The 14,147-nt window shown below is 42.3% G+C and carries 9 protein-coding genes; all 9 read right to left on the reverse strand.

Annotated elements, in window-relative coordinates; all coding sequences use genetic code 11:
- Positions 1 to 81: 81 nt before the first annotated feature.
- Entirely contained in the window at positions 82 to 603 is a 522-nt protein-coding gene (locus AC0L6H_RS05620) for an Ig-like domain-containing protein (protein ID WP_473393097.1), read from the reverse strand.
- An 18-nt stretch (positions 604 to 621) separates the two neighbouring features.
- Entirely contained in the window at positions 622 to 2,244 is a 1,623-nt protein-coding gene (locus AC0L6H_RS05625) for a DUF4331 domain-containing protein (RefSeq protein ID WP_473393099.1), read from the reverse strand.
- Positions 2,245 to 2,703: 459 nt separating this feature from the next.
- Positions 2,704 to 5,766 carry an AAA family ATPase gene (locus AC0L6H_RS05630; RefSeq protein WP_473393100.1) on the reverse strand — a complete coding sequence of 1,021 codons (3,063 nt, stop codon included), beginning with the start codon at positions 5,764 to 5,766 and terminating at the stop codon, positions 2,704 to 2,706.
- A complete protein-coding gene (locus AC0L6H_RS05635; RefSeq protein ID WP_473393102.1) occupies positions 5,763 to 6,905 on the reverse strand; it encodes an exonuclease SbcCD subunit D in 1,143 nt (380 codons plus the stop codon). Before AC0L6H_RS05635 ends, AC0L6H_RS05630 begins: the two co-directional genes overlap by 4 nt.
- Before the next feature lie 47 nt (positions 6,906 to 6,952).
- The gene (locus tag AC0L6H_RS05640; RefSeq protein WP_473393103.1) at positions 6,953 to 8,038 is read right to left on the reverse strand and encodes a hypothetical protein; all 1,086 of its coding nucleotides are present in this window, start codon (positions 8,036 to 8,038) and stop codon (positions 6,953 to 6,955) included.
- 89 nt (positions 8,039 to 8,127) lie between these two features.
- Positions 8,128 to 8,763 carry a condensin complex protein MksE gene (locus AC0L6H_RS05645; protein WP_473393104.1) on the reverse strand — a complete coding sequence of 212 codons (636 nt, stop codon included), beginning with the start codon at positions 8,761 to 8,763 and terminating at the stop codon, positions 8,128 to 8,130.
- Complete coding sequence (locus AC0L6H_RS05650) at positions 8,756 to 10,273, reverse strand: hypothetical protein (RefSeq protein ID WP_473393105.1); 1,518 nt, start codon at positions 10,271 to 10,273, stop codon at positions 8,756 to 8,758. Before AC0L6H_RS05650 ends, AC0L6H_RS05645 begins: the two co-directional genes overlap by 8 nt.
- Entirely contained in the window at positions 10,270 to 13,170 is a 2,901-nt protein-coding gene (locus tag AC0L6H_RS05655) for a hypothetical protein (RefSeq protein WP_473393106.1), read from the reverse strand. Before AC0L6H_RS05655 ends, AC0L6H_RS05650 begins: the two co-directional genes overlap by 4 nt.
- 133 nt (positions 13,171 to 13,303) lie before the next feature.
- Positions 13,304 to 14,113 carry a DUF7281 domain-containing protein gene (locus tag AC0L6H_RS05660; RefSeq protein ID WP_473393107.1) on the reverse strand — a complete coding sequence of 270 codons (810 nt, stop codon included), beginning with the start codon at positions 14,111 to 14,113 and terminating at the stop codon, positions 13,304 to 13,306.
- Positions 14,114 to 14,147: the final 34 nt, after the last annotated feature.

The following is a 14,147-nucleotide window of genomic DNA, read 5'->3' on the forward strand; positions in this document are numbered from 1 at the left end:
CCTTTCCGATTTGGGTTTTATTGTTTTGTTATTGATATAAAAAAGGAAACCATCCATGGTTTCCGGATAAACATCAGGCTATCAGTTTGCGTCAATCAAATCTTGATAGTCGTTTTGTCCCGCCACGTCTTGTATGTAGGCCCTACCATTTACAGATAGTGGCGTATCGCTGGGGGCTTGCGCAAATGCTGCTCTACTTTGCGATAAAAAAGAAACGGGTAAGGCTTCAATTGTTATCGAAATCGTGCCTGAGACGCTAGTTGTTGGCGCTTTACCATCGGTCACTGAGTAGGTAAAACTGTCGCTACCGGTGACTTCAGGATTGGGCGAGTATGTATAGCTACCGTCACTATTTATTGTCACTGTGCCTAAAGTAGGATCATCAGTAATAGTGTATTGCAGTGGGTCATTGTCGGGATCCGATGCAGGTAATCTATCAACTATATCGGTCTCAGCCTGAGTCAACACTGTTAAAGAAGGCGCTTGAGGTGGATTGTTCACCATTATTTCTTCATCGTCGTTGTCATCAAAGCAGGCTGTTAAACTTAAGGTCGCAATTGCAATTGCAGCAAGTTTGAAGCGTTTTGATTGTATAATATTCATCTTTACTTCTCCTTTTGCTTATTCAGAACCCGGTAGAGGCGTTGCCAAGTATGGGAAACTTGCTGACATCATGTCGGCGTTCGAAGGTGCTCCATCAGTAAACGGAACAGTCCCTACGGAAGCGTCTTCTGGTGCACATAAGCCTAAGTTAGTTGGCGTACCTGCAACTGGAATAGGGTGACATAGTGCGCCCATTACTACTCGAAGGGCAATATCGACTACATCATCACCAGGGCGTCTTCCGTTAGGGAAACCGGCTAAATCGTCGCCTGCTACACCAAATGCAGATTGCTCTGATTGTGCTGTAGCTGCGATACCCGTATTTAAACGAAGCATTTCAGAGGGCGTTACGGTTGCCTGTTGGTTAACACCTTCAAAGCCAGTTAAAAAGGCCGCTATTAGGTCATTACGTGGGAAGTTAGTAGGCGCAAGTGTTGCTATATCAGTACCTAATGTTGTATTTACTGCATCTTTAAACAAAATGTTTAGCAGTTCAGGTAAGGCTGGGTTGGTAACATAATCAATAAACTGTCCGTCACCAGATGGATGCGCTGATGAGAATTTATCTTTATCTTCAATACCAATGACCAACTCATTCACCAATGGCGAACCAAGCCTAGAAACCTGCACTAAGGCACCACCGTTCACATCGGGTTTGTCAAAGGTCGCATTTGGATTCAGAATTCGCGCTTGCGGCAAACTTGCGGTGGTCCACGTACCAATTACGCCGTTGCCATCACCAGTTATACAAGCGGTAGGCACTTCCATCGCGATACTGGTTACGTTTTTATCTCTTAAATCATCATTTGATGAGTCTTGAGTGATCCCGCCTGGGAAACCTGCTCCGTCATCTGCGCCTGGGGCACTATCGCCTTCTACTGGCACGTAGTTAACTAAATCAAATGTTTTCCCTAAGTTAACAACAAAGGGGTCTTTGCGTTGACCAACGAAGACTTTGCCCATGCTATCGCAGCCAGGAATTTGTATATCGTAGATATGAGCATTTGCGTAGGCTTCATAGCCAGCCATGTCGGTAAAGGATTTGTTGCCTATATAATCTAAAGGTTTGTTAAACGATTCACCGCCGCCACTTGCGTTTAACACTGCACTAGATGTGCCGGTGCTAAGGTCGCCGCTAATCATGGTAACAGTATACGATTCTGCAAAGTTAGCACTCGCTTGGCTGCTTGCACTAATCGGCCCAATATTAACTAAGGGCACACCAACCGCTTTTTGATTGCCTTCTGGGCCAATCATTAATTTTGCGCCCATGTTTTGATTGGCTAACATCCTTTTGAAATTAAAAGCGAAGGTGATGTCTTCAATCGCATCTCCATCGGTATCTACATGTAAATTGTAGCTAGCTGCCGGATCCATAGGGAAATAGTTAGGACCGCCGTAGGCGTCTTGTAGCGGAATGTAGTTAGCAATTAAGGTCACGTAGTCTCCACGTCCGTCTTCATAACTATTAAATGCATAAAAGTCGGTAGAGTCCACAGTTGGAAAGCGCGTGATATTTGGCGCTTCACGGTGACTAGAGGCTAAAGCATTTGTACTCGTTAATGCCGCACAAATTGCTAATGAAATTACTGAAATTTTTGTAGGCGTTTTAAGTAGCTGCCTTGTGATTGTAGGTATCATATGTGTTCCTTTTTTTAGTTATAGATGTCGTTCACAGTAAGCCAAACGTTTACTTATTTGCTTTGGATGCAAAACTTTTAAAATAAATAGAAGTTTTTGTGATTCCCGCATTTTAGATGGCTGTTTATCGCGAACCGGCGTAAATCCAATTACGTAGGTCGTAACGTTGCATAAATCAAACCATTTACAGGTAGAAGGGGCTAAGGAGCTCAGCACAAGGGGCTGCAGAGCTTTAAACGCAATTGAAAAGCTAGAGACGAGCTAGAAGCAAGGTGTTATTTTTTGCAAATTGTGCAGGGTAAAAGGAAACTAATGTAATTTTTACAGCAAACTGACAGACAGGAAAAAACAGGGTCAGAGGAAAAAACAGGGTCAGAGTGTATGAACATCAAGTCAACAATTTATCTACTTGCATTGACAAAGAAGAGTAAAAAAGCAGCAAAATAGTAGCGCTAAAACTCAGCTTGAAATCGTGTTTATGCTACTACCAAAGCGAGTACTTACTACATCTATTCGTTTTGCCATCTGATCTTTTAGCTCACTAACATGAGAAATAATGCCAATCATGCGCCCGCTCGCTTGTAGATCAATGAGTACTCTTATGGCGGCGTCTAACGATTCACTATCAAGGCTGCCAAAGCCTTCATCTATGAATAAGGTATCGAGGCGAATACCGCCAGCGTATGATTGCACTACGTCTGATACACCTAAGGCCAGCGCAAGCGCAGCCATAAAGGATTCGCCCCCAGAAAGCGTGGCTACCGAGCGTGGTTTACCAGTATCGCCATCTTGTACCTCAAGCTCTAAGCCAGAGGCTCCTCGCCCTTTAGACTTGTCTTCTTTACGTGTGAGTTGGTAGCGCCCGTTACTCATTTTATGCAAGCGTTGAGAAGCCTGTATTAGTACATCATCTAGTAATACACTTAATACAAAGCGTTGCAAACTTATTCTGTTGCCAGTATTGCCGTTGGCGACTTTGTCTAGCGTACCAATTACAGAATATTGCTTGTTTAGTGCTTCATTTTCTTTTGCGGCTTTACGTAGTTTTTCGTTTACCGCATTTAAGCTAGTCTGGCGGGCATCAAGTTCGCGCCATGCTTTGTCATGATTGTCATATACAGTCTTGTGTTCGTTGAGCTGCTCTTCAAGCTGCGTCAAGTCCGCTTTGCTTTTGCCTTTTAAGCTTTGAGATAGGGTTTTAATGACGGCATGTAAACTATCAACTTCGCTTTTGTGTTCTTCAATCGCCTTTGTTAGCGCTGTTTGTGTGTTGTCATCGAGTCGAGCGCTTAAAAATGCCTCAACATTTGGGAAGTCACTGTTTTCTAGTGCTTTTTGCCAATTTTCATCTGCCGTTTTGCTGAGTTTTTCTTGGCTAAGCAGGCCCTCAAGCAAGGCTTTTTCAGTGGCGATAGCTTGGTCATGAGCCGATTGCTTGCTCGAGAAGGTCTTTTCGGCTTTTACCAAACCCTCGCTTAAACCTTTAATATTGGCGGCAACGTCTTGAATCTTTTCTGTTAGTTCGCTGCCACTTTGATATTCTTCCGGAATTTGCGTGCGAAGTTGCTCTACTGTTGTTTTGGCTGTAATTAACGAATTATTGTTGCTACTGGCGCTTGCTTCTAGGCTTAATAGTGCCTCGTCGCTTTGCTCAAGGGTAAGCTTAATAGCAGCAATGCGTTTGTCTGTTGTTGCTTTAGATTCTTTTAAGGCAACAAGATTAGTGACCGCTTGTTGTACATCCTCGTAGTGGTCGTTGAAAGCTTGTTCCGCCATACTTGCGTAATCGCCAAGGCGTTCACAGGTATCTGCATGAGTACTTTGTAACGTTTCTTTTTTATTCATGCGAGTAGCAAGCTCATCTTTTATCGCTTGCATGTTGTCTCTGCACTTATTTTCTTTGTTGCGAGCAAGCTCTACTTGCTCTTTAGTCACTAAACTTGCATCGTTTTGCAGTGCTGCTGGTTGAGGATGCTCTTTACTTCCGCATACCGGACATGGAAGATTGCCCTTGAGTTCTTTTGCTAATATTGCTGCTTGGCCCTGATGCCATGCGAGTTCAGTTGTGGCGGCATTAGTTTTACTTTGTGCATATAAATCAGCTGCTTGTGTTAATTTTTCTTGATGCTGCTCTATGATCTCGTTTTGACTTTCGATATCCTTTTGAAGTTTTTTCATTTGCACGCGCAAACTTTGTTTTTCGCGTAAACTACTGAGAGCTTGCTCTTTTGAAGCAAGTGCTTCAAGGGACTGTGCTTGCGTAGCGCTTTGTTTTTCAGCCGTTTTAAGCTCTTGCTTTAACTTCTCAATGCTTTGTTTTTTATCTGCAAGTGCTGATTGGCTCTGTGTTGCCTTACTTTGGGCTTGTTTCAGAACTAAGCTTGCCTCTGTCAGCTTATTCAGTTGAGTTGTAAATCGCTGGAGCTCGTTTTGTTGGGCTTTGAGCTTATCAATATCAGTGGCTTTGGCTTTTGCCTCATTATAAGCGGTCTGCGCCAGCGTGTGTTCTTGCTTGGTTTTAGATAGCTCTTTTTTTGCTATTTCATACTGGGAGTGAGCGCTAGCAAACGTTTCTGAAGCGCTTAGTTTATTTGCATATAAATGATGAATATCTTGCGCTTTTTTGGCTTGGACTAGCTTTGCTTTTTGGGCATCAACTTCACTTTGTTTCGAAAGGGTTGCACTTAGCGCCTCTTCTTTGCTTGCTAAGGCTGTAAATTGTTGATTAACAGTGATTGCTTCTTCTACTTGTCTTTGCTTAGCTTGCAAGGCGCTTTGCGCGCTGTCTTTTAACGCTTTGGCACTGTTAAGCTCTGGCGCTAATGCGCTCAGTTCCGCATCTAAAGCTTCTTTGGAAGCTAAATCAGCGCCTTCTAGAATACCACGCACCTTGCTATCATGATGGGCGACCGCTTGTTTAATACTTGATGCTTGCTCGCGTAGGCTATTTTCTATCTTTTTGTAAATGTGGGTTTCAAACAACTGACTAAAAATGGCTTCGCGATTGGCTGAATCGGCCAATAGTAGTTCACGAAACTTACCTTGGGGCAGCACCATAACCTGCCTAAATTGATCAAGACCTAAACCAATCAATTGGGTGATAAGCCTAGTTGCCTCGCCTACGCTTTTAGACACCAACAACTGCCCTTCGGCGCTTCCATCTAAGAGCCACACCCGAGCGACAGCGGCTTTAATCGTTGTGCCATCGCCTTTGCTTTTTGCTACTTCTTGTATTGGTGAGCGGCTTATGCGGTATGTTTTGTCACCTAGGCTAAAATCTAGCGTGACTTCGCATAAAAGACTCGGGTCAGAATGGTCACAGCGCATTTGTTGAGGATCGCGCTCAGCGCCTGTGGTATGCGCATATAGCGCAAAACAAATTGCGTCTAAAATTGAGCTTTTCCCAGCACCTGTAGACCCGTTAATTAAAAATAAAGGCTGCTTACCTAGTTTGCTGAAATCTATCTCTTCTTGGCCCGCAAAAGGCCCAAACGCTTGAATCCTTAGTTTGACTGGTTTCATGCATCTTCCTCTTGTTTGAGCAAGGTCGATATAGTCTCTTCAATCGCACTTTGTTGTTCGTTGGTCATTTCATGGCCTTGTACTTGCACAAAAAAGTCACGGAACATGTCGAGTTCATTTCGTTTAAGTTTTTCGCGGGTCATATTTTCATCGCCGCTAATGAGCATACCGGGCTTTTCAAGCTGCAGTACATTTGGGTAGACTTCGCGCAATTTGGCCATTGGCTCTAAAATAGCAATACGGTCGGTAAGCCTTACTAACAGGTAGTCTTGGTTGTTAGGATCTATTCGCCCTTGCTCAATAATATGCGCAAATTCTCCTTCAATAATGCGCATGTTGCGCAGTGGCAGAAGCGGTAATTGAGTACATGAGACGCGTTTGTTTTCATCTATTTCTACCAAGGTTGCGGCTTTTTTCTGATGTTGCTCTGAAAAGCTGTATTTCAAAATTGAGCCACAGTAGCGGATATGCTCAGCCCCTTTATACTGTGGTGCATGCAAATGTCCTAGGGCGACGTAATCAAAACTTTCGCAGGGCTGGTAACTTACTCTATCTGAGCCTCCAATGGATAGCGGGCGCTCAGAATCAGAGGCTTCAGCGCCATCTATAAAGCAATGACTAATTAGAATGTTGGCCTGTTTTTCTGATTTTACCTCGTTGATTTTATTGACTAAATAAGTATGGGCTTCATCGTAGGTGCTAAGCGCTTCACCTGAGAAGTTGCGTACCATTTCAGGGTCGTTGTAAGGCAGGCCGTAAAACGCCATGTCGCCATTAGAGCTTGAGATAATAATGGGTGTGGTGATGTCGGCCAAATCACCAACAATATGTAAGCCAGCTTGTTTGAGCTGCCCGGCGCCAAAACGAATGCGTTGGGCGCTGTCGTGGTTACCTGGAATAAGAATAATCGGCACGCCCAGTTCTAGCGTGATTTCGCTTAATACTTCATCGAGCAAATCCACCGCATTTGCCGGTGGAATTGCGCGGTCGTAGATGTCTCCTGCAATCACAAGCGCATCGACAGCATGGGTTTTGATGTAGTCGATTAACTGCTTTAATACATGGCGCTGATCTTCAAGCATCGAGACGTTGTGAAATTGTCTACCAATGTGCCAGTCTGAAGTATGTATAAATTTCAAATGTGCGCTTCCTATTGTGTTGGGACAGGGATGCTACTGCCGCTTTATTATTCTTCTTTAAATTGTTGTAACCAAGCATAAAAATCGACTTCCATATTGCTGTCGAAGTCTTGAAATATCGCAAAGGCTTCGTCGCTAGAAAAGGCGTCACAAGGTTCTTTTTGTTCTTTTTTCATAAAGGCAATGAGCGAACGTAATCGCTCGTGGTCATTGTACATATAGCTTATCCAAGCCCAACTACTGTAGTAAAGGCGATGAATATCTAGATTGGGCCATTGCAGATGGTCAAAAAACTGGAGTATTGGATAGGGTTCACTCTTAAGTTGTTTGCGACTGTAAACAATCTTGAGCTCCTCATCTTTAGTCTGTATGTTTTCGTAAAACTCTGCCATTCCTTCACTGAACATTCGGGGCGTCATGCCAATAATATGTGCGCTTAGTGCATGCACCGCCTCATGGACCGCAGTTTTCAAAGCGTTCTCATCTGAACCTTGATAGTCAACATATGCGATATTTAAGCCAGTGTAGTAAACCCCTGCTGAATTTATTGGGTTATCAGAATAATATGACAAATAGCGCTCATAATCAGCGCGTTGAGGCACAATAACGATGTTCAACGTTATTTCGCGTTTGGCTGACTCACCAAGCAATAAAATAAACTGTTCATGCAAAAAGGCAATTCTAAGTAACAACGTTTGTTCAAAGTAATCGCTCATTTTTGGCGTATGAATATTAAGGCTTAAATAATCGTTTATAGAGTAGCTATTACGTTTGTAGTCGTTGTTTAAGCGCTTAATAGCATCTTTAAACGCAGCTCTATACACTAGAAGCAGTTGATCTACACTGCACATATTGTCATCAAACACGTGCTGACTTGGAAAATCCACTTCAACCTTATAAGGTTTGTCGCTTATTTCTATACTGCGCGGCGTGTTTTGTACTTGGTTTTTTACCTCAGCTTGTTTTACATCTATAAAGCTAGTTTGTTCTTCTTGTTTATTGCTAGCGATGTACGCGCTTGCTTCTTCTGGTTCTGGGCTTGGTTGGGGCTCATACAAATAGCCCGACATCAGCAATATAATGATGGCCAAAATGGCATACAAGGGGCGAAAATGGCTCTTTTTCTTTGTCATTAATAAGTGCTTTTTCCAAAAACTAAATTAGGCCTTAACAAAATTGCCATGAAGGTCTTCTATGTTAATGCCAATGCTCTAAAAGAAGCTTAAATATGCTCATGTGCGTCAATTACGGCGTTCAAAAAGGCTTTCCCTGCTGACGATAAAAAATAATGATTATTGCTAGTATCAAAAGCAAAGCCGCGATTTACGAGGTACTCTATGGCTTTTTGCCAATTAGCAAACTTAAGGGCTTTGCAGATACTTTTGTATTCGTCGTTTTCGCCCAGTGCATCTATATCTTTGTTGTTAAAACCAAGTGAATCAACACTTAAGTTGTCAATGTTTCTTCCTGACATTTCAAAATGTCTGCCTAGGATCAACAAAATTGCTTGGGTTTTTAAAGCGTGCTCATCGGCTTCGTCAATCTCGCTGTCAGCAAAATTGTTAATGTAAAAGAACTCGCCTTTGGCGTTGTATTCTAGCGCTTTGCCAATCAATTTATACAATAGCGTAAATTCGTCTACAAACCTAAATAGGTAGGTGTAATCTTTGTCTTCAACGTAGCTCGACTTTAACTTGTTGTAGCTGAGTTTTGTGATCACTTTGCCTTGCGTAAAGCGCTGGTAGATGCGCGCGCTAATATCTTGGTTGATGTTTTGCATTGCTAGAATAGGTGCGTCTGTTTCAGTGCTAGGTGCGAACGCATCGTCTTTTTCATGTTGGCTTTGAATATCACTCATTCGATGTTTGCTCCTTGACTAAGGCTGGGCTGGCGAGGCAACGTACTTTGCGGTATGAATAGCTTTCAGTGTACTTTTCATCAGCATGTGTATTATTTGAATATTCCCCAACGGTGGGGCTGTTTTGCATTACCCTTGCAAATAGATTGGTTGTTTTAAGTGAGTACTTACTGTCTCTGTTTTTCATAAAACCGATGCTAGATATTAAGTCGTACAAATGATAGCCCTCAAACTGGTCGTGTAAACGCATATGAAGCATATTAATAAGGTCATCGGTTTCCCTTAATGATACTCCTTTGAGTATCGCTACGAGGCGCTGATGCCTTTGCATACGCTGCATTGCCTCTTGATTCGCGCTCGCTGTACCCGAGGCTCCAAGCAAGTGATGAAGGTTTAGAACGTCTTGGCTGCGCGCCTCAAGTTCATTGAAGAGGTTCTTGTAATAAGCTGGTGAGTCGTTAAATCCGTAACCAATTGGACGCTGAAAGGCTTTAATATTAGGCGAAAATCCAGGCTGGATAATGGCGGCACTGCCCATTCTGCGTTTGTTTAAGTTGTCACTCAAGGTTGCATTGAGCTCGGGCAATAAGCTTTGCTGATAAAAATGCTCAATGGCATTGAAGCGCTTAATACTATCGCGCTCTTTATGTATAAAGCGATTGACCGCGTTAGCGGTGGCCTCAATAGGTTGGTAAAAGTTTAAAAAGCTCAAGGCATAACTTTGGATGTTGTTGGCGATGTTTTCTTTGTTATGAGCACGCAGAGTTTCTTGGATTTTTGAAACAATTGCATGCAAGCCATCAAAGTCTTGATAGGTCGTGTCGGGGTTTAGAAATAACAAGACCGGCATAATGTGGCGTTCATACAATTTAACTATTTGCTGTAGCCACTGCTTTTTCGCTTCGATGTACTGCGCGCTACTAAGGCTGCTTTTTACGCTCGATGAGGTAAGTGCTTCTAGATCTTTACTTAGCGACTGCATTTTCACTACGTTTTGTCGTACATCGCTCAATAACTTGCCCAAATGCATAAATAGGTTGTCTACAAACTCTGAAAAGTCATCATCGTCGTCAGCAAAGTTGTAGTGACCACTGCGCATATCTTGATGCGCCGTATTGAGGATTTGTAGATGGGTTTTAAGCTGTACATCGGTAAGCTTTTTAAACAGAGACACATCGCAAAGCCTAACAATAGCCAATACCGATTCTTGGAAATATAAGCGGTTTTCACCTTGGCTTGTGTCTATATCCATTACGATGTGCGCCTGCACAAGGTTGGCACTTGAGAAAGCAATTTTAATCCGCTTGCGGGTATCTGATTTAATGTTTTCCGTGTAGTTTTTTACCCGCGTAAATATCGCATATTCCGGGATGTAGTTAATTCCTGCTGCATCCATGTCTTTAATGCATTCTGAGAGTATTTTTCTGTGCTCAAGCAATACGTTTAGGGTTTCTACCGTCCCTAAAGCCTTATGATCACCACTGCCCCTGTAAGCACTTACTTTCTTCATGACGCTCGTTCTTCCTGACTTTCTTCATCATTTTTATATGATTTGAATGAAAATTCTTCAGCGCCACCCCAATACACACGATTACGCTCATTATGATAGGGCAAGGCCGTAATTAGCGCGTCCATAACATGACGTCGACCAATTTTTGCCTGTAATTCAGGACTGGTTGAATGGGTGCCAGCGGCCATTAAATTAAAGCCATTATTGGCTAAATCTGTTAACCACCAATCAAATTGACCTATGTCGATATTGGCAATTTCGTCATGCACAATTGGGAACGAAGTATCGCAGTTGTGATAAAGCATACGTTTAAGTAGCAGCTGAACAAGTTTGATTTTGATTAAGGCATTGGTCGAATTACTTTGTTTTTTATCTTCTTTGCCTGACTTATTCGCAAGTTGCACGCGTGGCTCAAATGACTCAATAACCTGACTCATGGTTAGGGTGAAATTATCGTCTTGATCAAAGAAGCGTTCGGCAAAGGCAACCAGTCGAATATAGAAGTCTTCTGACTGCATTTCGCGGCTATAAAGATTGGTTTCAGCAAATTCCTTAACCAAGGTTTCAAACTGTTTGTTGATCCCAACTTCAAATTCTACTGAGGCAACATTGTTGATAGTTAGCCCTGTAAATGCTTTGTTTATTTCTTTTTCGAAAGACTTAATCACGCGATAATTTTGCACAATAATTTCTTTTTTATTGCCAATTGTTTGGTTGTGTTCCTCGATTTGTTTGCCGAGTAGGTCGCGCTGGGTATCGAGGTTTGCGTACACCTCGCCAACGTCTTCAAAGCACGCCACGATTTCTGGCCAAAAAGGTGTATCGCCCTTCATGCCGTGTTTATCTTCAATAATCCGGCGGTCAATAAAGTCGCGCAGGCCGCTAATTAGGTCAAATTGTAATTGTTCTAAATTGCGAGCGCATTGGCCAAACATTTCTATGTGTTTGTCATTTAAATAGCCGGCGAACTCAATGTCATCATCGAGCATGTTCAGCCATTTACTATGCAAGCTCGCAAAGCTGCTGAGTTGCTGTAAATAATATTTGTTTTCGCTAATCCGTTTTTGGCAATCTTCATAATCATTTTTGGCTTTAAACTGTCTTGCTTGGGCATCATCTAGCCCACGCTGCGCCGCGTTATGGCTATGTTCAAACGCGGCAATAGTGGTTTGCGAAATATCTATCTCAGCTAGCAAAACCTCATTTCGTTTACTTGCATAGGCAATGTCTTCGATAACCTTTAAATCACTTTTGGCTAAATCGATATCGCGCTGCAGTAGTTTAAGAGATTGCTCGGCGTGCAGCACACTGCTTTGGTCTTCTTCTACTTTGCGTCTTTGTTTTTGGAGTGCTTGAATTTCTTGTTGGTTTTTTTCTAGCACGGCTTTATGGTTAATTTTGCTATAAGCCTTAAAAGGAAGCGTAGCGCTGAAAAATTGATAATGGCTAGCATGAGTATCAAAAAGCTCAGCGAACGCGTTTATGGCGTTAAGAGCTTCCTTTGACAAGGCTTTTGCTGTATTGGCATTTGCCAAAGCTGGGTTAACGCTATGCAACCAATCCAACTGCGTTTTGGGGAGTTGGTTTTCAAGGTCAAATTGCTTATTGTTGATGATGCTTTCAAGCGTATTTTGCTTGCTTTTTAATTCACTTAGTTGATTGTCTATTTTGGCCAAGGCTTCAGCGCGGCTTATATTGCCATTTTGCACGTTCAATTGGGTTTCTTTGTCTTCTAGCTCTAGCGCCAAAAAGCTCTTTATATCGTCTACAGATTGTCCTGGGTATTCTGTTTTTAATCGTCTAAAGCTATCAATGGTCTCTTGGTGTTGGCGTTGCTCTTTTTCTTTCTCTTTTAATGCGCGTTTTTCTAATGCGGCCTTTTCTTTAGTTTCACTCAAGATACGTTGTTGTTTGTCTCGCTTTTCTTTAGCTAATAGGTTTTTGCTTGCTAAATCCTGTAGCTCAGTGCCTAAAGCTGCACTACTCTCTTTAAGCCATGTTAAAGAGGGCTTTACCTGTTCTAAAGCGCCCAAATATTCTTCAAAATTGGCTTTGTTTTTAGATAGTTTTTCAAACAATGAGCGCTGATTTACAATGCCAGTGAGCTGCAGTTCTTGGGCTTTGAGACTTTCGTGCTGCTCTTTAAATTCAGAAATACTAAAGTGTAGGTGGTCTTGCTGGCTTTTTTTACTGCCTTCAATGATATTGGCAATGGCGTCGGTAAATGGCTTTTTGTTCTTGCTCGATGCGACAAACAACAGCTTGATTAAAGCCCTTAGGGAGTTGACCGTTTGTGTTTCTTGGTTTTTAAGCGGGAAAAGGCTATAGCGAGTCGACTGTAACTCGCTTTCATACAATAGGCTTGCGACTTTGGCTGGGTCTTTCGCAAGCACGCAGGTATTGTCATTGTTTTGAATAAAATCATAGACGCCTTGCTTGCTTAGATTATCGACGCGTTCGCCAATACCATCGGGATCATCACCTTGTTGCCAAAACAAATGCCGTAATCGCTCATACGGGAGCTGTGTAAACATACGTTCAAACTTTAAGCGGCCGCTATTAGAAGCACTTAGTATTTGGCAGCAATGCGGTCCATCAAAAAGGCGTTTTTCATATTCTAAAATAAGAAAACTAAATTTACTGGGAAAGTAGTGGTTAAACGTTGTTTCAGAACCGTAGTTTTCTCCATGGCTGTCTGAAAAACCAAAATTTACTGCTTGCTTGGCCATAGAGCATTCGGGCAAAAAGAATAGTCTAATCGCGTTTATCAAGCTCGACTTACCCACATTGCCTTGTGCAACCAACATACAATGGGCATCTACTTCTAGCTCGGCATAAGCGAATTCGCTCGAATCTACTGCGATAATGCGTTTTACACCAATGAAGAGCTGGCTCATGAGTTTCCCTTTAAGATTGATAAGTTAATATAGTACTTTTTGAAGCGGGATTTTACTATCGTCGTCTTGATATTTTGAATACTTTATTAACGAGTGTGTTCGCGCTTATTAGTGCAAGAAAGTAGGCGCTCAATTAGGCATCTACGGTTAACAAGGCTTCTTGCTCCATAAAATGCTTTTGGTGTTTAATGACCTCGCCTAAATCGTACATATTATTTTGTTCACATAGCGTTAGCATACTTAGCAAAGACGCACTTGATTGTGGTTTAAAAGTAAACAAGTCGGCGTAGTTTACAAGGTTTGTAGGTGTAACATATTCTACGTTTTCATAGCCCATTCGCTTTAACGATAGCGCCATCTGTAGCCCAGCCAAGTCAAAGTCAAATAAGCACTTTACATGCTCATATTGACTCAATATTGGGCGAAGCATTTCGTTTAAAACGCGCGTTCCACCTGAAAAATAGATGTCAGACTCACTTATATTAATTAGCCCTTGGTAATGAGTTAATAGCTTTGGCCACTGGAAAAAACAATCTTGGTTTTCTATTAAAATTGCTTGTTTGGCGGGGGTGAAATTTAACGGTAACAGCGTGTGCTGGCTCACTGCGGCCACTTGCAATGAACGCAGTGGATTAGTGCTACATACATTTGCGAAACAAAGCATATAAGCCGATTCACACTTAAGCGCATGGCTCGAGACTAACGAGGATTTTGCTGCCATTGCGCGATTAGCTATTGGGGAACTTTGTATTAACAGGCTGTTGAACAAACTTTCATTCTTAACTTCAACTCTGTGTTTATTTTTACCTGACACCTCGACCGCAAAAACGCTGCTCCAATCACTGTTGCCAGGCATATATTTTACAACTTGATCAAAATTAACGTCTTTCCCTGCTTTTATTTTCTGAAGAAGGGCATGTAGCTGCATTTTCTTTTCTGCCATCAGGGTGTCCGTATTAGTTAAAATCCTTCGTTAA

This window comes from Glaciecola sp. G7-5, from assembly GCF_055808975.1.